At 65.6% G+C, this 21,899-nt stretch carries 21 protein-coding genes; 11 read left to right on the forward strand and 10 right to left on the reverse strand.

The window, feature by feature from the left end:
* The first annotated feature begins 187 nt into the window (after positions 1–187).
* Entirely contained in the window at positions 188–2,230 is a 2,043-nt protein-coding gene (locus L6D77_RS03420; protein ID WP_232880720.1) for a S9 family peptidase, read from the forward strand.
* Positions 2,231–2,408: 178 nt separating this feature from the next.
* On the forward strand, positions 2,409–2,882 hold the full coding sequence (locus L6D77_RS03425; protein ID WP_232880718.1) for a cyclic nucleotide-binding domain-containing protein: 474 nt from the start codon (positions 2,409–2,411) through the stop codon (positions 2,880–2,882).
* On the opposite strand, the gene L6D77_RS03430 is transcribed toward L6D77_RS03425, so the two are convergent.
* Complete coding sequence (locus tag L6D77_RS03430) at positions 2,879–3,157, reverse strand: hypothetical protein (protein WP_232880716.1); 279 nt, start codon at positions 3,155–3,157, stop codon at positions 2,879–2,881. The two genes, L6D77_RS03425 and L6D77_RS03430, sit on opposite strands and share 4 nt — an antisense overlap.
* A gap of 133 nt (positions 3,158–3,290) precedes the next feature.
* On the opposite strand from L6D77_RS03430, the gene L6D77_RS03435 reads away from it, so the two are divergent.
* Both L6D77_RS03435 and L6D77_RS03440 read left to right on the forward strand, forming a co-directional pair.
* Positions 3,291–3,656, forward strand: a complete 366-nt coding sequence (locus tag L6D77_RS03435; RefSeq protein WP_110992478.1) for a YajD family HNH nuclease — start codon at positions 3,291–3,293, stop codon at positions 3,654–3,656.
* Positions 3,657–3,727: 71 nt separating this feature from the next.
* Complete coding sequence (locus tag L6D77_RS03440) at positions 3,728–4,198, forward strand: RNA methyltransferase (RefSeq protein WP_046856681.1); 471 nt, start codon at positions 3,728–3,730, stop codon at positions 4,196–4,198.
* A 130-nt stretch (positions 4,199–4,328) separates the two neighbouring features.
* On the opposite strand, the gene L6D77_RS03445 is transcribed toward L6D77_RS03440, so the two are convergent.
* The 5 genes from L6D77_RS03445 to L6D77_RS03465 form a co-directional block, all read right to left on the reverse strand.
* Positions 4,329–5,819, reverse strand: coding sequence for an aldehyde dehydrogenase (locus L6D77_RS03445; RefSeq protein WP_232880714.1), 1,491 nt, complete (start codon positions 5,817–5,819; stop codon positions 4,329–4,331).
* A gap of 1 nt (position 5,820) precedes the next feature.
* Positions 5,821–6,723 carry a dihydrodipicolinate synthase family protein gene (locus L6D77_RS03450; RefSeq protein ID WP_232880712.1) on the reverse strand — a complete coding sequence of 301 codons (903 nt, stop codon included), beginning with the start codon at positions 6,721–6,723 and terminating at the stop codon, positions 5,821–5,823.
* A gap of 66 nt (positions 6,724–6,789) precedes the next feature.
* Positions 6,790–8,118, reverse strand: coding sequence for an MFS transporter (locus L6D77_RS03455; protein WP_232880710.1), 1,329 nt, complete (start codon positions 8,116–8,118; stop codon positions 6,790–6,792).
* Between the two features lie 185 nt (positions 8,119–8,303).
* Positions 8,304–9,623: an NAD(P)/FAD-dependent oxidoreductase gene (locus tag L6D77_RS03460; protein ID WP_153786677.1), complete on the reverse strand. Its 1,320-nt coding sequence runs from the start codon at positions 9,621–9,623 to the stop codon at positions 8,304–8,306.
* A gap of 89 nt (positions 9,624–9,712) precedes the next feature.
* Positions 9,713–10,438 carry a GntR family transcriptional regulator gene (locus L6D77_RS03465; RefSeq protein WP_236169968.1) on the reverse strand — a complete coding sequence of 242 codons (726 nt, stop codon included), beginning with the start codon at positions 10,436–10,438 and terminating at the stop codon, positions 9,713–9,715.
* Between the two features lie 408 nt (positions 10,439–10,846).
* On the opposite strand from L6D77_RS03465, the gene L6D77_RS03470 reads away from it, so the two are divergent.
* From L6D77_RS03470 to L6D77_RS03495, 6 genes are all read left to right on the forward strand, one after another.
* Positions 10,847–11,539 carry a GntR family transcriptional regulator gene (locus tag L6D77_RS03470; RefSeq protein WP_232880695.1) on the forward strand — a complete coding sequence of 231 codons (693 nt, stop codon included), beginning with the start codon at positions 10,847–10,849 and terminating at the stop codon, positions 11,537–11,539.
* A 154-nt stretch (positions 11,540–11,693) separates the two neighbouring features.
* Complete coding sequence (locus L6D77_RS03475; protein WP_232880694.1) at positions 11,694–12,545, forward strand: glycine betaine ABC transporter substrate-binding protein; 852 nt, start codon at positions 11,694–11,696, stop codon at positions 12,543–12,545.
* Between the two features lie 74 nt (positions 12,546–12,619).
* Positions 12,620–13,714 carry a quaternary amine ABC transporter ATP-binding protein gene (locus tag L6D77_RS03480; protein WP_232880692.1) on the forward strand — a complete coding sequence of 365 codons (1,095 nt, stop codon included), beginning with the start codon at positions 12,620–12,622 and terminating at the stop codon, positions 13,712–13,714.
* Positions 13,711–14,562, forward strand: coding sequence for an ABC transporter permease (locus tag L6D77_RS03485; RefSeq protein WP_232880690.1), 852 nt, complete (start codon positions 13,711–13,713; stop codon positions 14,560–14,562). Before L6D77_RS03480 ends, L6D77_RS03485 begins: the two co-directional genes overlap by 4 nt.
* Positions 14,549–15,403, forward strand: a complete 855-nt coding sequence (locus L6D77_RS03490) for an ABC transporter permease (RefSeq protein WP_232880688.1) — start codon at positions 14,549–14,551, stop codon at positions 15,401–15,403. The genes L6D77_RS03485 and L6D77_RS03490 overlap by 14 nt, the downstream gene beginning before the upstream one ends.
* 62 nt (positions 15,404–15,465) lie before the next feature.
* Positions 15,466–16,506 (forward strand): GlxA family transcriptional regulator, encoded by a 1,041-nt coding sequence (locus tag L6D77_RS03495; RefSeq protein WP_232880686.1) that lies wholly within the window; start codon positions 15,466–15,468, stop codon positions 16,504–16,506.
* Positions 16,507–16,614: 108 nt separating this feature from the next.
* Here the strand turns inward: L6D77_RS03495 and gabP are convergent, their stop codons facing one another.
* The 3 genes from gabP to L6D77_RS03510 form a co-directional block, all read right to left on the reverse strand.
* Entirely contained in the window at positions 16,615–18,012 is a 1,398-nt protein-coding gene (gene gabP, locus L6D77_RS03500; protein ID WP_232880679.1) for a GABA permease, read from the reverse strand.
* Positions 18,013–18,354: 342 nt separating this feature from the next.
* Positions 18,355–19,563, reverse strand: a complete 1,209-nt coding sequence (locus tag L6D77_RS03505; protein ID WP_232880655.1) for a hypothetical protein — start codon at positions 19,561–19,563, stop codon at positions 18,355–18,357.
* 42 nt (positions 19,564–19,605) lie between these two features.
* A complete protein-coding gene (locus tag L6D77_RS03510; protein WP_232880653.1) occupies positions 19,606–20,055 on the reverse strand; it encodes a YcgN family cysteine cluster protein in 450 nt (149 codons plus the stop codon).
* Positions 20,056–20,200: 145 nt separating this feature from the next.
* On the opposite strand from L6D77_RS03510, the gene L6D77_RS03515 reads away from it, so the two are divergent.
* Complete coding sequence (locus L6D77_RS03515; RefSeq protein ID WP_232880651.1) at positions 20,201–20,794, forward strand: nitroreductase family protein; 594 nt, start codon at positions 20,201–20,203, stop codon at positions 20,792–20,794.
* A 99-nt stretch (positions 20,795–20,893) separates the two neighbouring features.
* On the opposite strand, the gene L6D77_RS03520 is transcribed toward L6D77_RS03515, so the two are convergent.
* Positions 20,894–21,826, reverse strand: a complete 933-nt coding sequence (locus tag L6D77_RS03520) for a D-2-hydroxyacid dehydrogenase (protein WP_232880649.1) — start codon at positions 21,824–21,826, stop codon at positions 20,894–20,896.
* Positions 21,827–21,899: the final 73 nt, after the last annotated feature.

Genomic DNA, 21,899 nt, shown 5'->3' on the forward strand with positions numbered 1-21,899 from the left:
TGTTCGTGCATGCCAGGCAAAGAGACGCCTATGATAAACACTTTTACCGGCGCAGGCGCCCCCGACGGTGCAGTAAGCCTGTCAGGGCCTCTTCGCGGGCAAACCCGCTCCCACAGGTTTGGCGGCGCACCTGTGGGAGCGGGTTTACCCGCGAAGAGGCCAGTAGCCTCAATCACAGAGATCCCAGATGCCCAAAGCCCCTTGCCCCCCAATTGCCCACAAAGCCGAAGGCACCGACCCCTACGCCTGGCTGCAAGACCGCGACACCCCCGAGGTACTGGCCTACCTGAACGCGGAAAACGCTTATCAGGAGGCCTGCCTGGCCGACCAGGCGCCCCTGCGCGAACAGCTGTTCGAAGAGATCAAGGGCCGTATCCTCGAGACCGACCTGTCGCTGCCCTCGCCCTGGGGCCCCTACCTGTACTACACCCGCACCACCGCCGGCGACGAGTACCCGCGCCACTACCGCTGCCCGCGCCCGGCGGATGACAGCAACACGGTGGATGAACGCCGCGAAGAGCTGCTGCTCGACCCCAACGCCCTGGCCAACGGCGGCTTCCTGGCCCTCGGCGCGTTCAACGTCAGCCCCGACCAGCGCCTGCTGGCCTACAGCCTCGACACCAGCGGCGACGAAATCTACACCCTGTACGTCAAGGACCTGGCCAGCGGCGCGCTGACCACCCTGCCCTTCGAGGACTGCGACGGCAGCATGACCTGGGCCAACGACAGCCAGACACTGTTTTTCGCCGAACTGGACGACACCCACCGCCCCTGGCGCCTGCGCCGCCACACCTTGGGCGAGGCCGAGGCCACGACCGTGTTCGAAGAGCCCGACGGGCGCTTCTTCCTGCACTGCTACCGCGCCAGCTCCGAGCGCCAGTTGGTGCTGCTGCTCAACAGCAAGACCACCAGCGAGGCCTGGGTGCTGGACGCCGCCACGCCGCAGGCCACGTTCGCCTGCCTGGCACCACGGGTCGAAGGCCACGAGTACTTCCCCGACCACGGCCAGCTCGACGGCCAGTGGCGCTGGTTCATCCGCAGCAACCAGGACGGCATCAACTTCGCCCTGTACCACGCCCCGGCCGAACAGGTACCGACCCGCGCCGACTGGCAGCTGCTGGTGGCGCACCGCGACGACATCATGCTCGAAGGCGTGAGCCTCAACGCTTCGGCCCTGAGCCTGAGCCTGCGCGAAGGCGGCCTGCCGATCATCGAGGTGCGCCCGCAAGGGCTGCCGGCCTATCGCGTGGAGCTGCCGGACGCCGCCTACAGCCTGTACGTGCAGGACAGCCTGGAGTTCACCAGCACGCGCATCCGCTTGCGCTACGAGGCCCTCAACCGCCCGGCCCAGGTGCGCCAGCTGGCGCTGGCCACGGGCGAGCAGGCCGTGCTCAAGCAGACCCCGGTGCTGGGCGCATTCGATGCCGACGACTATGTCAGCCAGCGCCTGTGGGCAGTGGCCAAGGACGGCACGCGGGTGCCGATCAGCCTGGTGCGCCGGCGCGCCGACCTGGACAAGACCGTGCCGCTGTATCTGTACGGCTACGGCGCCTACGGCGAAAGCCTCGACCCGTGGTTCTCCCATGCCCGCCTGAGCCTGCTGGAGCGCGGCGTGGCCTTCGCCATCGCCCATGTGCGCGGCGGCGGCGAGCTGGGCGAAGCCTGGTACCGGGCCGGCAAGCAGGAACACAAGCACAACAGCTTCGACGACTTCATCGCCTGCGCCGAGCACTTGATCAGCGAGGGCGTCACCGCCCGTGATCGCCTGGCCATCAGCGGTGGCAGCGCCGGCGGCCTGCTGATGGGCGCGGTGCTCAACCTGCGCCCGGAACTGTTCCGTTGCGCCATCGCCGAAGTGCCGTTCGTCGACGTGCTCAACACCATGCTCGACCCGGAGCTGCCGCTGACCGTCACCGAATACGACGAGTGGGGCAACCCCGAGGAGCCCGAGGTCTATGAGCGGATCAAGGCCTACGCGCCTTACGAGAACGTCAAGGCCCGGGCCTACCCGGCCATGCTGGTGATTGCCGGCTACAACGACAGCCGCGTGCAGTACTGGGAAGCGGCCAAGTGGGTGGCGCGCCTGCGCACGCACAAGACCGACAGCAACCTGCTGTTGCTCAAGACCGAGATGGGCGCCGGCCATGGCGGCATGAGCGGGCGCTACCAGGGGCTGCGTGACGTGGCGCTGGAATATGCGTTCGTCTTCAATGAGCTGGGCGTGGTGTAAAACGCGTTTTTGGTTGTCATAGGGTTGGCAATGGCGAGGGCTCTGCCCTCGTTTCGCGGCACAAGGCCGCTCCTACAGGTAGAACGCAATCCCTCTGTAGGAGCGGCCTTGTGCCGCGAAAGGGCTGCGCAGCAGCCCCGGCGATCTCAAGTACAACCTCCGGTGAGAACAACAACACATGCCCGACCAATCCCACCTCAACGCCGAAATCCGCGACATGCTCATGGACTGCGGCCAGTTCGATACCCTGCAACCCGGCGACTACCTCACTGCCGCCGGCTATTTCAGCCTCACCACCATCACCGAAGGCCAGACCATTTTCAGCGAAGGCGATGCCGGCACCTTCATGTGCATCCTCCATCGCGGCGTGGTCTCGGTACGCAAGACCGACGCCACAGGCGTCTTGGTAGAAATCGCCACCCTGCGTAAAGGCCGTGCCTTCGGCGAGATGGCCGTGCTCGACGGTGAGCGGCGCTCGGCCACCTGCGTGGCGGCCAGCGACTGCCAACTGCTCACCCTGGGCAAGGACTCACTGGAAAAGATGCTGATGGACGCGCCGCGCATCGCCGCACGGATCATCCGCGCCCTGGCGGTGGCGTTGTCCAAGCGCTTGCGTATGCAGGACGGGCAAAGCCTGGCCCGCCAGGTCTAGTCGCCCTTGGCCGGGGCTTTCGGCGGGTCCTGGTTCAACCCGGGCAATGGCTGATCCTTCGGCGGCCCGGGCACCGGCATGGGCGGTAACAGCGGTGCACCGGGGCGGTTGGCGCCGGCCTTGGGCGGCGTGCTCGGGGTGATCTGCGGATACGGCGTGGGGGTCGCGGTGCCGGGCGCACCGGGCGCAGGCGTGAGGGGGCCGGCCTGCTGGCCGGCGGCATCGGCCATGGGGGGGGCGGCGCTCAGCAGCGCGGCGAGGATCGCATGCAACATCTGCCACCTCCTGTCGGGAACCCTCCTACAGGCTAGGCCGATCCCTGCGTTTTTGCCTGTCCGCTGACGCCACAGGCGCGCTAGACTCAACGCCATAACCGTCATCCGCCTGATCAGAAAAAAAGGTAACACCATGAGCTCCACCTCCGCTGCCACCGCCCGCCTCGACCGCATCCTCGCCGACGCCAAGCGCGACAAGGAAATGGGCTACCGCGACAAGGCGCTGAAGATGTACCCCCACGTGTGCGGCCGCTGCACCCGTGAGTTTTCCGGCAAGCGCCTGTCCGAACTGACCGTGCACCACCGCGACCACAACCACGACAACAACCCCCAGGACGGCTCGAACTGGGAACTGCTGTGCCTGTACTGCCACGACAACGAGCACTCGCGCTACACCGACCAGCAGTATTTCAGCGAAGGCTCGCTGAGCTCGCCGAAAACCGCCGTGGCCACCCATAACCCGTTCGCCGGGCTGGCCAGCCTGCTGAAGAAAGACTGAACGTCGATTCCCGCCCCCACCGCGTCGGCGAGCCCGTATAATCGCGCTCTTTTTTGCGAAGGGCCCGACTCGTGGCGAACAAACGGTACAGCTGCATCGGCCTGTTCAACCCCAAATCCGCCGAGAACGTCGGTTCGGTGATGCGTGCGGCAGGCTGTTACGGGGTCAACTCGGTGTTCTACACCGGCAAGCGCTACGAGCGTGCCCGTGACTTCGTCACCGACACCAAGCGCGTGCACTACGACATTCCGCTGATCGGCATCGACGACCTGCAGCGCATCATCCCGCTGGGCTGCACGCCGGTGGCGGTGGAACTGGTGGACGGTGCCAGGCCGCTGCCGGAGTACACCCACCCGGATCGGGCGATCTACATCTTCGGGCCTGAGGATGGCTCGCTGAGCGAGGATGTGCGGGGCTGGTGCGAAGAGACTATCTATATCCCGACCCAGGGCTGCATGAACCTGGCGGCGACGGTCAATGTGGTGCTGTATGACCGCATGGCCAAGGGCTTGAATACCCGGTCGGGGCCGAAGTTCAAGTAAGCAGGTCTGGCCTCATCGCCGGCAAGCCGGCTCCCACAGGGTTTGCGTGGACCTTGTGGGAGCTGGCTTGCCAGCGATGAGGCCAGTGGCGGTGCCGAACTCCGTCAGAACAGCACCGGTGTTGCTCGCCTTACGAAGCGTTGATCCAGATGGTCTTCAGCTCCGTGTACTGATCATGGGCCCAGATCGACTTGTCGCGCCCGCCAAATCCGGACTCTTTGTAGCCCCCGAACGGCGTGGTGACATCACCCTCGCCGAAGCAGTTCACCGTCACCACACCGGCACGGATCTCCCGTGACAGGCGCAGCGCGTTGCGCAGGCTGCCGGTGTAGGCCGAAGCGGCCAGGCCGTAGACGGTGTCGTTGGCCAGTTCGATGGCTTCGTCGAGGGTCTCGAAGCTGGTCACGCTCAGCACCGGGCCGAAGATCTCTTCGACGAACAGTTTGTTGTCACGGCTGACGTTGTCGACGATGGTCGGCTGCACGCGCAGCCCTTCTTCGGTCTTGCCGCCCTGTACCACGTCGAGCTTGTGCTCGACGGCGTAGTCCAGGTACGACTTGACCTTCTCGAAGTGCGCCTTGCTGACCATAGCGCCCAGGCGGTTGTCCGGGTCCAGCGGGTCACCCAGCTTCCAGTCCTTCAAGTGCTTGCCGATCAGGCCAAGAAGCTCGTCCTTGACGTCCTTGTGGACGATCAGGCGCGAGGACGCCGAGCAGTTCTCGCCCATGTTCCAGAACGCACCGGCAGTGACGAACTGCGCCACTTCGTCAAGGTCTTCGCAGTCGTTCATGACCACCGCCGGGTTCTTGCCACCCAGCTCCAGGACGATGCGCTTGAGGTTGGACTCGGCGGCATATTTGAGGAACAGCCGCCCGGTGTCGGTGGACCCGGTGAAGCTGACCATCGGGATGTCCATGTGCCGGCCAATGGCCTCGCCCACTTCGCGGCCACCGCCAGGCACCAGGTTGAACACGCCCGCCGGAATACCGGCCTGGTGGGCCAGCTCGGCCACGCGCAAGGCACTGAGGGTGGTTTCCTTGGCCGGCTTGACCACGATCGAGCAACCGGCGGCCAGCGACGGGGCGATCTTCCAGGCCAGCATCAGCAGCGGGAAGTTCCACGGCAGCACCAGGCCGACCACGCCGATGGCTTCGCGCACGACCATGGTCACGGCAGCGTTGCCGGTCGGGGCGGTGGCGTCGTAGATCTTGTCGATCAGCTCGGCATGCCAGCGGAGGGTGTGAATGGTTTCCGGCACGTCGACGTTCTGGCACTCGCTGACCGGCTTGCCACTGTCCAGGGCTTCCAGCACCGCCAGCTCATGGGCGTGGTCTTCGAGCAGTTGGGCGAACTTCTGCAGCACGTGCTTGCGGTCGTTCGGCTGCATCTTCGACCAGGTGCCCGCTTCGAACACGCGCTTGGCGGCGGCCACGGCCAGGTCCACATCCTGCACGTCGCAAGCGGCGACTTCGGCCAGTTGCTGGCCGGTGGCCGGGTTGGTGGTGACGAAGGTGCGGCCCGAGATGGCATCGCGGAATTCACCGTCGATGAACGCCTTGGTGCGCAGTTGCAGGTCGGCGGCGATGGCCGCGTATTGATCCTTGCTCAGCAGGTCAGCCATTTCAGGCACCTCCGGTGATCTGGGCGATGTTGCGCTTGAGTTCGGTGACCACCCGCGCCAGCTCTGCTTTCTCGGCAGCGTCCAGGTCGTACAGCGGCTTGCGCACGCCGCCGGTCTTCAGGCCGTTGAGGGCGACGCCGTTCTTGATCGCCTGGACGAACTTGCCGCCTTCGAGGAAGTCCATCAGCGGCATCATGGCGCCCATGATGCGGCGGCCTTTGTCGAAGTCTTTTTCGATTACGCAGGCCTCGTACAGGGCCACGTGCTCACGCGGGATGAAGTTGGAGCCGGCGCAGACCCAGCTCTTGGCGCCCCAGGCGAAGAACTCCAGGGCCTGGTCGTCCCAGCCGCACGACAGCTGGATGTTCGGGCGCTGGATGGCCAGGCGGTGCAGCTGGGCCATGTCGCCGGAGCTTTCCTTGATGGCGACGATGTTCTTCACATCGGCCACGGCGTCGAAGAATTCCTCGCCCATGCTCACGCTCATGCGGCCCGGGTAGTTGTAGAGCATGATCGGAAGACCGGCGGCGGCGTCGACCGCTTTGACGTGCAGGGCGATTTCCTGCTGGGTCGGCAGCGCATACGGCGGGGTGCCCACCAGCAGCGCATCGGCCTTGATCTCTTTGGCGTGGCTGGCGAAGGCCACCGCGTCTTCGGTACGAATGCCACCGGTGCCGACGATCAGCGGCAGGCGGCCATTGAGCACGTCCTTGGCCTGGGCGGCCAGCTCGACGCGCTCCTGGGTGGTGTGGGCGTAGTACTCGCCGGTGGAGCCGCCGATGATCACGCCGTGGATCTTCGACTCGACCAGGTACTCCAGCACATCGGCAAAGGCTGCCTTGTCGATCGAGCCGTCGGCGGCCAGGGGGGTGATTGCCGGGGTATAGATGCCTTCGAATTTCACGATGAGGTTCTCCAGTGAACGCAAGGTTTCAGGCCGCGCCGGTCACACCCGACGCGGTGTGACGAATCAAGCCAGCGACGCTGCCTGCTGCAGGTTCAGCGAGCGGGTTTCCGGGGCCAGGGCGTACGACACCACCAGCCCGATCAGGGTGACGGCGGCCGCGGCATACATGGTGAAGGCGATGCCGTGGCTATCCAGCACCATGGGCACCAGCCAGGTGCCGACCGCCGCGCCGACGCGCGACAGCGAGGTACCGACGCCCACGGCATTGGCACGGATTTCGGTGGGGAACAGCTCGTTGGGGTAAACCAGCTGCAGCACCTGGGCGCCGCCGATGAACAAGGCATAGGCGCCGAACAGGCCGAGGATCAGCAGCTCGGAGCCGGCGTGGAACACCCCCAGCCCCAGCAGGGCCAGGCCCGACCAGAAGAAGCTGTGGATCAGCATGTTGCGCCGGCCCATGCTGTTGATCAGGCGCGTGGCGATGATGCAGCCGACCACGAACAGCAAGGTGATCGCCACCGAGCCGAACGAAGCCCAGTCACCCTTGAGGTTGAGCGCGCCCAGCACCTTGGGGGCGAAGGCGTACACGGCGAACACCGGGATCACCGAGCAGGACCAGAACACCGCGACGAACATCATGCGTTTGCCATAGCCCGAGTGCAGCAGGCTGAGGAACGACAGCTTCTTCTGCTCCGGCTCCTCGGGCAGGTTGCGCAGCGAGAAACCATTGCCGTAGACGCCCTTGATCACAGCTTCGGCTTCGCTGGCGCGGCCCTTGCTGAGCAGCCAGCGTGGCGACTCGGGCGTGCCCAGGCGGATCAGGAACAGGATGGCACCGATCAATGCGGGGCTGGCCAGTACCAGACGCCAGGCATCATCGCCGCCGTGGCGCAGCAACAGGTCGCCGAGGATGTAGGCAGCGGCGGCACCGGCGAACCAGAGGATGGTCAGGGTGGCGAGGCGCGGGCCGCGGTTCTTCTTGGGCAGGAATTCCACCAGCAGCGAAGTGGCCACCGGGTATTCGATGCCGACCGCAATGCCCACCGCGAAGCGCAGCAGGAACAGCACCACCCCTGACTCGACCCAGTACTGGCTGACCGAGGCGAGAATGAACAATACCGGGCCGACGAAGAACACACGCTTGCGGCCGAAGCGGTCGGTCAGCCAACCGCCGAGGAAACCGCCGAAGAAGATCCCGATCAGTGCCGAGGCGGCGATCATGCCTTGCCAGAAACTGCTCAGGGCCAGGCCGGCGGCCATCTGCACCATGGCCACGCCGATGATGCTCAGTACATAGCCGTCGACGAACGAGCCGCCGCCCGAACGCACGGTGAGCCATTGGTGAAAGCGATTAAGCGGTACATCTTCGATAGATACATTGTTAGTTGTCATTATTTTCTCCTGCCACCATCAAACGCACCCTGAATTCCGCCCGAGCGAACCCGCGCCACTGAAATAAACTTCAGCACCGTGAACCCGAAGTTGCACTTCGGGGGGAAAACAGCACGCAATAGAAACCGCAGGCCGGGTATCGAGACCCAGCGAATAAACCGTCAGTTACAACGCTTTAATTCAATTCAACTTTCTTGCCCGGCCCGGTACTGGCCCCACTTCAGGTTGAGGTTCAAGCCCAGCGACACCAGGGCCGCCGGCGGGTTGGCGCAAGGCCCTGGGGCATTGCGGACAAAGTCGATCAGCTCGTTCTTTTCGCCCGCCAGCCAGTCGGCCAGCAACTTGCCGGTGGCCGTGCCGCGGGTCACGCCCAGGCCGTTGCAGCACAGCGCGCCGTATACATTGGGCGCCAGCTCGCCGAAGTAACCCATGTGGTTGCGCGACATCGCCAGTGCGCCACCCCAGGTGTATTCGAACGGCATGCCGGAGAGCATCGGGAAACGCCGCTCGAAAGAATCGCGATGGCGCAGGGCGAAGCGCTCCAGGTACTTGCCGTTGGCCCGGCCATCGGGGTTGAAGCTGAAGCTGTTGCGGATCAGCAGGCGGTTGTCCGGGGTGCGGCGCACCGTGGTACCGAAGGGGTCGGCGGGGATCACGCCCCAGTAGGGTTTGCCGCCCAGGCGCGCCTGTTCTTCGGCCGTCATCGGCCGAGTCAGGCTGGCATAGGTGAACACCGGCAGCATGCGGCCCTTGAGGAAGCCGAAGCTCATACCGAAGGCGTTGGTGGTCAGCACCAGCTTGTCGGTGGTGATCGAGCCGTTGGCGTGGCGCAGCACGGTCTTGTTGCCGTACTCGACTTCGGTGATCGGCGTGCGCTCGTACAGGGTGACGTTGGCCGGCAGGTTGTCGGCCAGGCCCTTGACCAGCGCCGACGGCTGGATCAACGAGGTGCCCGGGGTGAACAGCGCCTTGCGATAGAAGTGGGTGCCGATGTGCTCGGGCAGCTCGCTGGCCTCGATCATCTGGTATGGCTGGTCGAGCTTGTCAAGGCCACGGCGGTAGGCCTCGAGCACGGCGATGCCGCGAGGCTCGACGGCAGCCTGGTACTTGCCGCAGTGCTTCATCTGGCAATCGATCTGGTAGCGCTCCACCAGTTCCTTGAGATACGACTGACCACTGAGGTTGAGCTTGAGCGTCGTGCGGGCCACGCCGATGTCGCCGATGTAGTCGTCGGCGCCGATGTCGTGGGGCAGGTCGATGGCGAACCCGGCGTTACGCCCGGACGAGCCGAAACCAACCTCCTGAGCTTCCAGCAGCACGATCTGCTCGTCGGGAAAGTTCAGCGCCAGCTGGCGTGCCGCGGCAAGGCCGGTGAAACCGGCACCGACCACAACCCAGCGCGCCGTGCTGTGGCCGCTGTGCGGCGCCTTGATGCGCCGCCCTTTGCTCAGGTGATACCAACCGCACGTACTGTCGTCGGCGGGCAACGAGGTGATCTTTGTCATGTCAGGAACCAGATGTTGTTTTTAGCTTCTGTTCCTCATCACGCCCGCCCTTCCCGGCCTCCAGCCGGGTGGTGGGGTGGCGGTGAGTTTCACGTCAAGGCCAGTGCCACTTCCATTCCCTGGGGCGCCGCGTATTCGGCCATGCGGCGACGGGACAGCTCGAAGTGCTCGCGCACCAGCTGCCCGGCGGTTTCTGGATCGCGGCGTTCGATCGCCTCGATCATCTGATCGTGTTGGGTGCAGGCCAGCTCGAGGTCGCGCTGCATGTCAACGGTGGTCGGGTGGCGGTAGAAGATCTTGCCCAGGCGGGTGTGGTCGATCAGCAACCGGCGCAGGCTCGGCATCAGGTAGTCGTTGTGCGCCATCTTGCCGATTTCCAGGTGGAAGGCATCGTTGTAGAGCACGCGGTTTTCCACGTCCTGGGTTTCGATGGCCTGGCGGAACTGGGCCTGGATCGCCTTCAGCCCCTCGATTTCCTGCGCGGTGGCATGGGTTGCCGCCAGCTGCGTGGTGGCGATGTAGATCAGTGGCGCGGCCATGAAGAAGCTGTGCAGCGAGTCGTGGTTCATCGCTGCCACACGCGGTGCGCGGTTGGCTTCCAGCTCGAGGTAGCCCTCGGCTGCCATCTGGCGCAGCAGTTCGCGCACCGGAGGCCGCGACAGGCCGAACTCTTCGCACATCGCCAGTTCATCGACCACCGCGCCAGGCGCCAACTCCATGCTGAGGATGCGTCGGCGCAGGGCGTCGGCGAGGACGCCCTTGCGGTCGAGCGGCACATCGCCAGTGGTGGGTTGGACATCGACGTTGGCTTTCATGGAGGCCTTTTTGCTTGTCATAGGTCTGTGTCTACAATTTGTATAATGACTATAGGGTAGCGTTAGACAATGTGTCTACAGCTTTTTCGATGAGCGGTTGAAGTGTCGGAAACACCTGTTGCGCGCTTTGGGTATTTGACCACATCCGCTGTTTACCCGCGCTGGAACGGGCCTGAGGGCAGACGCTTATCCATTGGCGACAGAATCATGCCCGGCAACGACGGTTTTGCGCGCTGTGTTCGCCCGCCCTCCCGCACGCAACCCCATGAAACGCATGGGTCGCTGAGTATTCTTGCTGAATTTTTTAAGTATACATAAAGAATACAATGCGATTGACCGCCCTCCGATCCCGTGCGAGTCTGCTGCAAAACAGCCATCACTCCGGGTGTCAGCGCAGCGGGGGTCTTCATGAGAAGCGGCAAGAACGATCTGTACGAGGATCTGAAAAACCAGATCCTGACCATGGAGCTGGACCCCGACCAGGTGCTCGACGAACTGGGCCTGAGCGAGCGCTACGGCCTGTCGCGAACCCCGGTCCGCGAGGTGTTCCGCCGCCTGGCCGGCGAAGGCTACCTCGACATCCAGGAAAACCGTGGCGCCCGGGTGGCGCCGATGAACCACTCGACCCTGCGCAACTTCTTCCTGGTCGCGCCCATGGTCTATGCCGCCATCGGCCGCCTGGCGGTGCACAACTACAAGCCGGGCCAGCTGCGCGACCTGCGCGCCACCCAGGAGCGCTTCCGCCTTGCCAGCGCCGAGCACGACGCCCGCACCATGGTGGTGGCCAATAACCGCTTCCACGAAATCATGGGCCAGATGTCGGGCAACCCCTACCTGGAACCCAGCCTCGGCCGCCTGCTGATCGACCACGCACGCATCGGCCACACCTTCTTCCGTCCGCGCAACAGCGAGATGGAGCGCCACCTGGCCCTGGCCGTGGAACACCACGACAGCTTCATCGAAGCCTTCGACCGGCATGACGAAGGCGCGGTGGTCGACCTGGTGTTCGAACACTGGGAGCTGTCGCGCTGCAACATGCAGCTGTACATCGCCCCGCAAGGGCTGGTCGACGACCTGGCCAGCGGCATCGGCGGCGGCTGAGCGCACCCCGGGCGGTGCCCGGTGAACAACGGACTTGGTAGTACGCACCCCTGGCGGGCTTCGGCCCGGCGGCGGACCTGCGCAGGTGAAATTCAACAACGACAACAACATGAAGGGCCCCCAAAGCCCACACGACACCTCGAAGGAGCAACACATGAACCGCATCCGCAAGGCGCTCTGCGCACTGACCATCGTTGGCCTCGGCCTGTGCCAGGCCCACGCCGAAGACAAGGTCATCAAGATGGGCACCCTGTCCTGGGAAGACCTCACGCCCATCAGCGGCATCACCAAGAAAGTCCTGGAAGACGCCGGCTACAAAGTCGAGGTGACCTCGTTCTCCGAATGGGGCATCGCCTACGCGGCACTGGGCAAGGGTGACGTGCAGATCCTCGCCTCGCAGATCGACTACGTGGCCCAGGACTACTGGAACAAGAACAAGAACCGCCTGGAGAAGATCTCGCCGGTGTCCCACGGCCTGTACCAGGCCATCGCCGTGCCCAAGTACGTGACCATCGACTCCATCGAGCAGCTCAATGAAAACGCCGACAAGTTCGGCAACAAGATCGTCGGCATCGAGCCCGGCTCGGGCCTGATGAACGAAGCCGCCAACGCGGTGAAGGCCTACGACCTCAAGCTCAACCTGCTCGAGGGCAGCACCGCGGCCATGACCGCCGCGCTCAAGTCGGCCGTTGACCGCAAGGAGTGGGTGGCCGTGACCCTGTGGGAGCCGTCCTGGATGGCGCAGAAGTACGACATCAAGTTCCTCAAGGACCCCAAAGGCGCCTTCGCCCCACCCCAGGGCTACTACTGGGTCGGCCAGAAAGGCTTCTCCGCCGCCAACCCTCAGGCCCGCGAAGTGATCGCCAGCGTCTATGTGCCCCTGGCCGACATCACCGCCATCAACGGTGAGGTGAAAGATGGCAAGACCATGGACGACGCGGTCAAGGACTGGGCCGACAAGCACGCCGACCTGCTCAAGCGCTGGGAAAACATCAAAAAATACTGATTAACGCCACACCTTTTCGCCACTGCCGAACTTGACACAAGAACACACCAGAAGACTCTGGTTCGGGTGCACCTATGAATACTGAACATGCTGTTGAAACACTGGTCGATTGCCGCGGCGTCTGGAAGATCTTCGGCGACCGCGCGCCGGCCGCCCTGCAGGCCTACCGCGAGTGCGGCCTGAGCAAGACCCAGATCCTCCAGGAATACGGCTGCGTGGTGGGCGTCTCGGACGTCAGCCTGCAGGTCCGCCGTGGCGAGATCTTCTGCATCATGGGCCTGTCCGGCAGTGGCAAGTCCACGCTGATCCGCCTGCTCAACCGGCTCATCACCCCCACCAGCGGCGAAGTGCTGGTCAAGGGCCGGGATATCGCCAAGCTCGATGCCGCCGCCCTGCGCGACGTGCGCGCCAAGCACATCGGCATGGTGTTCCAGAGCGTCGCCCTGCTGCCGCACCGCACGGTGCTGGAGAACGCCGCCTTCGGCCTTGAAGTGCAAGGCGTGAACAAGGCCGAGCGCCACGAGGTGGCTGGCCGCGCCCTGGCCAAGGTGGGCCTGAGCGACTGGGCCAACCGCTACCCGGCAGAGCTGTCCGGTGGCATGCAACAGCGCGTCGGCCTGGCCCGGGCCATCGCCTCGGACCCGGAAGTGATCCTCATGGACGAGCCGTTCAGCGCCCTCGACCCGCTGATCCGCCGCCAGTTGCAGGACGAGTTCCGCCAACTGACCAAGTCGCTGGGCAAGTCGGCGGTGTTCATCACCCATGACCTTGAGGAAGCGATCCGCATTGGCGACCGCATCGCCATCATGAAAGACGGGGTGATCATCCAGGAAGGCACCGCCGAGGACATCGTGCTCAGCCCCGCCGACGACTACGTGGCCGAGTTCGTCGCCGGCATCTCGCGCCTGCACCTGGTCAAGGCCCATTCGATCATGCAGCCGCCGCCCCGTGGCGAGAGCCTCGAACACCTGGAATGCGCCAGCCCCGACAGCGACCTGGACACCCTGATCAACCTGCTGATCCGCTCGGGGCACGATGCCGTGGGCATCCGCGACAACGGCGCGCTGGTGGGTGTGATCAGCCAGCGCGCCCTGTTGCGCGCGGTGCAGGGCGTAGCGCCGGAAACGCCGCTGCATGCGGTACCCACCTCGCGGGAGGGCTCGGCATGAACCCCGCCGACTTTGCCGCTGCCTTCGACGAAACCGTCGACAACGGCCTGATGTGGCTGTCGGACAACGCCTCGCAGCTGTTCGACGCGGTCAACGACGTGCTCAAGGCGCTGTACGAGGCGGTGCTGGCCGTGACCACCCTGGCGCCGTTCTACGTGGTCGCCGTGCTGTTCGCCCTGCTGGCCTGGCGCCTGGCCGGGCGGCGCTTTGCCCTCGGCACCCTGGCCGCGCTGCTGTTGTGCGCGGTGATGGGGCTGTGGCCGCAGACCATGAGCACCCTGGCGCTGGTGGTGACCGCCACCAGCCTGGCGCTGCTGGTGGGCATCCCCTGCGGCGTGGCCGCCGGCCTGTCACCCACCCTGTACCGCATCAGCGAACCGGTGATGGACCTGATCCAGACCCTGCCGCCGTACATCTACCTGCTGCCGGCCATCGCCCTGCTCGGCTATGGCGCCGGCACCGCGCTGGTGGCCACCTTCATCGTCGCCGTGCCGCCGGTGGTGCGCCTGACCGCCTTGGGCATCCGCATGACGCCCAAGGTGTTCATCGAGCTGGGCCACGCCAGCGGCACCACCGGCTGGCAGCAGTTCGTCAAGATCCGCCTGCCGTTCGCCCTGCCGAGCATCATGACCGGCATCAACCAGAGCCTGATGATGGCCTTCGGCATGGTGGTGATCGCCGGCATCGTCGGCTCCGGCGGCTTGGGCGAGGTGATCTACACCGCCATCCGCACCCTGGACATCGCCCGTTCGATCAACGCCGCCATCGCCATCGTGGTGCTGACCCTGATCCTCGACCGCCTCGCCCAGAGCGGCACCCGCCAGGAGACCGGCCATGACACTCACTGAGCTTAAGTTTTCCCCCGGCGCCTACCTGGCCCCCGTCTTCGACTGGCTCAATGCCAACCTGCACGGCCTGTTCGTCGCCATCAGCCACTTCGTCGAAGCGGTGCTCGGTGCCATCGAGGCAGCCCTGCTGCTGCCCCCGGCCTGGGCACTGATCGCCGTGGTGTGCGGGCTCACCGCGCTGTTCATCAGCCTGCGCAACGCGCTGCTGGCCGGCGTGCTGCTGGGCTTCTGCTGGGGCAGCGGCTTCTGGACCGCGTCGATGCAGACCATCGCCCTGGTGTCGGTGGCGGTGCTGATCGCCGTGGCCATCGCCTTCCCGCTGGGCATCCTGGCGGCGCGGGTCAAGCGCTTCGACAACGCCATCGGCCCGCTGCTGAACATCATGCAGACCGTGCCGCCGTGGGTGTACCTGATCCCGGCGGTGATCATCTTCAGCCTGGGCAAGGTGCCGGCGATCATCGCCACCATCATCTATGGCATCCCGCCGATGCTGCGCCTGACCAGCCTGGGTTTCCGCCAGGTGCCCAAGGACCTGCTCGAACTCGGCCAGGCCACTGGCGCCACACCCCGCATCATCCTGCTCAAGATCGAACTGCCCAGCGCCCTGCCCACCCTGCTGGTAGGCCTTAACCAGTGCATCCTGCTGTCGCTGGCCATGGTGGTGCTGGCCGGGCTGGTGGGTGCCGGTGGCCTGGGCGCGGAAGTGACCCGCGGCCTGACCCGCATGGAAATGGGCCTGGGCCTGCGCGCGGGGTTGGCGATCGTGGCCGTGGCGCTGCTGCTCGACCGCTTGTCCCGCGGCCTGCTGGAACGACGCCGGGGCGCCCTGCCCGCCCATTGAACCCACACGCGGCGGGCAACGGTGCCCGCCGTCTTTCAACCTGCCAGCAAGAGAAACACCCGTTGCTCCCGACACGACACTTCAGCAACGCCCTGCAAGGGCACAATTCACGGTTCACCAGCAACGCAGCACAGCCCACCGGCCACCAGGCCCGCGTGGGCTTTCTGCTGCTGGAGCACTTTTCCCTGCCCGCCTTCACCCAGGCCCTGGACACCCTGGTCACTGCCAACCTGATCCAGCCCGACGCCTGCGCCAGTACCACCTTCAGCCTCGATGGCCACTCGGTCACCAGCGACCTGGGCATCGTCATCTGCCCCGCCGGTGCCATGGCCCACAGTCTTGAACAGCCGCTTGACCTGTTCGTGGTGTGTGGCGGGCTGCGCACCGCGCTGGCGGCGTCGGCGGAGCTGGCCGGGCTGCTGCAGGCCCTGGCACGCAAAGGTGTGGCCCTGGCCGGGCTGTGGAATGGCGCCTGGTTCCTCGGCCAGGCCGGGCTGCTCGACGGCCACCGCTGCGCCGTGCACCCGGAGCATCGCGGCGCGGTGGCCGAGATTGCCCGGCACAGCCAGGTCTCGAGCGACAGTTTTGTGGTTGACCGCGACCGCCTCAGCGCCGCCAGCCCCAGCGGTGCATTCGGCATGGTGCAGGAATGGCTCGGCCGCCTGCGCGGCAGCGAGCTGGCAGAAGGGATCGGCGCGATCCTGGCGTTCGAGGCGTCACGCTACAAGCGCGCCACGCCAGCGCCGCAGACCAACATCAGCGAGCCCCTGCGCGAGGCGATCAACCTGATGAGCGCGAACCTCGAGGAGCCGCTGAGCCAGGACCAGCTGGCCGACTATGTAGGCCGCTCCAAGCGCCAGATCGGGCGTTTGTTCCAACACCAGTTGGGCACCACGCCGGTGCGCTATTACCTGGAGCTGCGGATTACCGAAAGCCGGCGGCTGCTGCAGTATTCCGACCTGCCGATCCTGGACGTGGCGGTGGCCTGCGGGTTTGTCTCGGCCAGCCATTTCAGCAAGTGCTATGCGTCGTTCTTCGGCTACAGCCCGTCGCGGGAGAAGCGGTTTGGTTGTGTAAAGGCGCCTAAACGCGACGGGGCTTGAACTTCTGTCTGCCTGATATGGCCTCATCGCTGGCAAGCCAGCTCCCACAGGATAAGCGCACGCGGTCGAGGTGGGAGCCGGCTTGCCGGCGATGAGGCCAATGCTGTCTCAGGCCGTACGCTCGACCAGTGCCGCCCCATGCCGCCGCTGATTGACCACCCCGATCAGCAGAATCACCACCGCCAAGCCAAGGGTCAACGACACCTCCAACCGATGCTGCGGCATCACGAACATCACCCCCAACGCAAACACGATGAAGCCGATCACCGCCCAGGTCAGCCAGGGGTACAGCCACATCTTGAAGGCGATTTCCTGGTTCTGCCGCTCAAGGATCGCGCGCATGCGCAACTGCGAAAACGCAATCGCCAGGTACACCAGCAGCGCGATGGAGCCCGAACTGGCCAACAGAAAGCCAAACACCTCGGACGGCGCGAAGTAATTGACCACGGTGGTGAGCATGCCGATCAGCGTACTGCCGATCACCGCCGCGCGCGGCACCCCGACCTTGGACGTACGGCCAATGGCCGCCGGTGCGTCACCGCGTTTGGCCAGCGAGAACAGCATGCGCGAGGAAATGTAGATCGACGAGTTCAGGCAGCTGGCCACCGCCACCAGTACCACCATGTCCACCAGCAGCTTGGCGTAGGGGATCTGCATGACCTCCAGCGCCCGCTGGTACGAGCCCTGCACCGGCAGCAGCGGGTCGTTCCACGGCACCACCGAGATGATCACGAAGATCGACAGCAGGTAGAACACGCTGATGCGCCAGATCACCGAACGGGTGGCCTTGGCAATGTTGCGCGCCGGGTCCGAGGACTCGGAAGCGGCGATGGTCACCGCCTCCGTGCCCAGGTAGCTGAACATGGTGGTGAGCAAGGCGCCGATGATCGCCGTCCAGCCGTTGGGCATGAAGCCGCCGTGCTCGTTCATCAGCCGCGTCAGGCCACTGACCTCGCGCGCGGGCAAGGCCCCGGCCAGGGCAAACGCGCCGAGGGCGATGAAGGCAACGATGGCGATCACCTTGAGCATGGCGAACCAGAACTCGAACTCGCCGTACTTGGCCACGCTGAACAGGTTGGTGAAGGTCAGCAGCACCGTCATCGCCAGGGCGAAGAACCAGGGTTCGATGTGTGGGAACCAGTTGTTGAGCACCACCCCGGCGGCGATGGCCTCGATGGGGATCACCAGCACCCAGAACCACCAGTACAACCAGCCGATGGTAAAGCCCGCCCAGCGGCCGATGGCGCGGTCGGCGTAGGTGGAGAACGAGCCGGTGTCGGGGCTGGCCACGGCCATCTCGCCGAGCATGCGCATCACCAGCACCACCAGGGTGCCGGCCAGGGCGTAGGCGACGATGGCCGCCGGGCCCGCCGCGGCGATGGCATGCCCGGAGCCGACGAACAGCCCGGCGCCGATCACCCCGGCGATCGACAGCATGGTTACGTGCCTGGGTTTGAAACCTTGCGCCAGCTGGCCGCCGGCATGTCCCGCGCTTGGATTGGTCATCCTGATCCCTTCTTGGAGTTGTTATGGGAGCGCGCCAGGCCGGGTTGGACGGGCTTGGCGCCAATCCAAGCTAAGCGAGCGCCAGCGGGGCGGATTGCCCAAGACGGACCTGCACTTGGCCAGGGAGGTCATGCCAGAGCGGTTGTGTGCAGAGATCGAAGGGAGGGACGGAGTTGGCGGCGCTCAACGCAGGTGCCGAGATGGCGACGCGGGGCCTGGCACGGTTTGCCTGTCAGGGCCTCATCGCCGGCAAGCCGGCTCCCACAGGGTCAGCGCACGCGGTCGGTGTGGGAGCTGGCTTGCCAGCGATTAGGCCGGCACAGGCGATAAAAGTAATCGGATCTAGCGCACCAGTTTGCTCTGCAACACCTCGGACTGGCGCCCGAGCACGTTCTCGCTGATCTGCACGAACTCTTCGGTGCTCACGCTGGACAGGCGCATCAGCGCCCGCGCCACATCGTCCAGCGAGCGCTTGTCGTGGTTATGCAGGCGGATCTCGCGGTCCAGCGCCTGCAGCAGCAACACCCCTCGGGCGACCTGCCCGGCGTCGGCCTTGGCGCCCTTGAGCTGGGTCACCTTGGCGCCCTGCTTATGCAGACGCGCCTGCAGCGCCTCATAACGGTCATCGCTGATCCCGCCGGCCCGGCGCAGCAGTTCGGTGGCGTAGTAGTCGGTGAGGCTCTCGCCAAGCCAGTCGCTGCCGTCGCGGTCGTTGATCTGCGCGAACAGCTGCACCACCTCGCGCAGCAGCGGGCTGGCGCCGCTGTCATTGATCAGCGGGCCGCCGCTGTACAGGTACAGCGAGTTGTGCCCGGCCAGGGCACCGCGCCACATGCCGTCCCGGGCGCCGACCAGCAGCAGCTTGGGTGGGTTGCGCGGGAACACCGCCTGCAGTTGCGGCCAGACGAAGGTCAGCAGGGTCAGCGTATCCATGCGGCGCATGCCCTGCCCCTGCGGCGCGGCCACGGTGACCTCGGTCTCGCCCAGGCGCGCACGGCGGCTGCCGAGGTTGCCGGCGAGCATCCAGCCGGTGGGGCGGTCGAACAGCCGCGAAACATCGTCGATACGGAATTTCTGCCGGCCGATGCGCGGCCAGGCGGTTTCCACGCTTTTCCAGCCCGCGGGCAATTCGAAGGTCAGGCGTGCCACCAGCTCGGTACCGTCCTGCTGGTCGAGGCGCGCCGGCGGCACCAGTTGCTCGCCGCGCAGCAGGGCCCACTGCGCGGTGACACGGGCCTCATGGCTGGCGCCAGGCTGCGCATGGTCGAGCAGTACCCGGTAGCTGAGGCTGGTCTTGCCCGGGGCCGGGCGCCACACACCGCGGCCACCCTGGGCCTGCCACTGGCCGTCGGCGAGGAAGTCGCTGTAGGTGCCGCCCTGGCCCAGGTCGAAGTCCAGGCTGCGCACCACGCTGCCGTCGGCCAGGGTCAGGCGCACTTCGGCCTGGCCGCTTTGCGGCAGCAGGCGCACCTGGTAATCGAGGTCGACTTTCTTCGCCAGTACCTGGGAACTGGCCAGCAGGCCAAGCAGCAGCAACAGCGGGCGACGCATACAGAAAACTCCTTGTTCCCCAGAGGCGAAAGCCCGGGCGATTCAACCAGCGCGGAAAATCAGGTGATCTTCCCAGTCGTCTTCATCCACATCGTTTTCACTGAGCATGCGTCCGGACCGGGAAATGCGCTGCTCGTGGACTTGCTCGCGGTCGCCGCTGACCAGGTGATGCCAGGCCGGCAGGTCCTTGCCCTCGCTGACCAGGCGATAACCGCAGGTGGGCGGCAGCCACTTGAACTGGTCGGCCTTGCCCGGGGTGAGCTGGATGCAGTCGGGCACCTGGGCGAAGCGGTTGGGGTAGTCGCTGCACTGGCAGGTGGTGAGGTCGAGCAGCTTGCAGGCGATGCTCGTGTAATAGACGCTGTTGTCTTCTTCGTCCTCGAGCTTCTGCAGGCAGCACAGGCCGCAGCCGTCGCACAGCGACTCCCACTCGCGCGGGTCGAGTTCTTCGAGGGTCTTGCGCCGCCAGAAGGGCGCGGTGTCGGCGATCATCACACGTATTCCTGCAATCAACTTGAATCCGCGGCGCGCGGCGGCGCCAGTCTAGAGGCTGTCCGGCGGCAACGCCAGACCGCTTGTCAGTGCTTGCCGGACGCAGTAGCGTGCGGTCTTTACCCCGCCCACTGCAGGAGCAGCCATGAGCGCCACCCCTCGTATCGCCGACTACGCCATCAACGAGCAGTTCATCAACCGCTGGTCGCCACGCGCCTTCACCGCCGAGCCGATCAGCCAGGAGACCCTGCTGAGCTTCCTCGAAGCCGCGCGCTGGGCGCCGTCGGCCTACAACTCGCAGCCTTGGCGCTTCCTTTATGCGCGCCGCGACACGCCGAGCTGGGAGCGCTACCTGGGCATCCTCAACGAGTTCAACCGCAGCTGGGCGCAGCAGGCTTCGGCGCTGGTGCTGGTGATTTCCAAGACCACCTTCGCCGCACCGGGCTCGGATGAAGAAAAGCCGGCGCTGTGGCACACCTTCGACACCGGTTCCGCCTGGGGCCACCTGGCGCTGCAGGCCAGCATCAGCGGCTGGCACACCCATGGCATGGCCGGTTTCGACCAGGACCTGGCCCGCCGCGAGCTGAAGATCCCCGAGGGCTACGCACTGCATGCGATGGTGGCGATCGGCAAACTGGGCGACAAGGCGACCCTGGCCGAGGGCCTGCAGGCCCGCGAAGTGCCGAGCCCGCGCCGGCCGCTGAGCGAGCTGGCGGCTGAGGGTGAGTTCAGTCTTTAAGCGGTAGGTTGCCTGCCCTGGCCCCATCGCTGGCAAGCCAGCTCCCACAACGGCAAACGTGACCCTGCGGGAGCCGGCTTGCCGGCGATAGGGCCTCAATCAGTACCCGCGGGCGAAATCCACTTCGCCGCGCAACCCCTGCCCTGCCTCATACGCCCGCATATTCTCGACGAACAGACGCACCATCGCCGGCGGCGAGGTCGGCGCCGAGCTGTGCCCGGTCAGCAGCAGCCCCCAGGCCGTCCAGAACGGGTGCCGTTGAGGCAACGGCTCCTGTCGGCAGACATCGATCACCGCACCGGCCAGATAGCCTTCCTTGAGTGCCTCGACCAGGTCCGCGTCGACCACCGCCGCGCCACGCCCGGCATTGATGAACAATGCGCTGGGCTGGAAGCGCTTGAACAGCGCCGTATCGTAGAGGTCATGGGTGGCCGGGGTATCGGGCAGCAGGTTGAGCACGTAGTCGGCCTGCCCGACCATGCGTGGCAACTGGTCGAGCCCGACCACCTCGACGAACGGCGCCTGCTCACGGGCGCTGCTGGCCACGCCGTACAGGGTCACGCCAAAGGGCACGAGGAACTCGGCGACCCGCTGGCCGATGTCGCCCGTGCCGACGATCAATACCCGGCGCCCTTCCAGGCTGCGCCCGGGGCGGTCGTCCCAGCGCCGCTCGACCTGGCTGACCAGGCGCGACAACACTTCGCGCTCGTGCACCAGCATGTAGGTGAGCATGTACTCGGCCATCACCTGGCCGAAGATGCCCACTGCCCGGGTCAGGCGGTAGTCACGCGGCAGCGCATCGGCCAGCAGCGGAGTGATGCCGGCCCAGGTCGATTGCATCCACTCAGGTTTATGGCCCTGGCGCAGCAGGCTGGCCAGCAGGTCCGGCTGGCCCAGCCACACCGGGCATTCGGCGGCGAAGCGCGCCAGTTCGGCGGAGTCGCCGCTGGTCAGCACTTCCAGGTCCGGTGCCGCCTCACCGAGCAGGCGGGCGTAGTTGGCATGATCCTGTTCAGCGATCAGTACGCGCATGTGAAACACAACCTTGGCAAACAACGAAAACGGCCCGCCAGGCGGGCCGCAGCTATGAGGGTGACCGTGGCCG

The sequence above is a fragment of the Pseudomonas parasichuanensis genome, assembly GCF_021601385.1.
In the GTDB taxonomy this organism is placed as follows: Bacteria; Pseudomonadota; Gammaproteobacteria; order Pseudomonadales; family Pseudomonadaceae; genus Aquipseudomonas; species Aquipseudomonas parasichuanensis.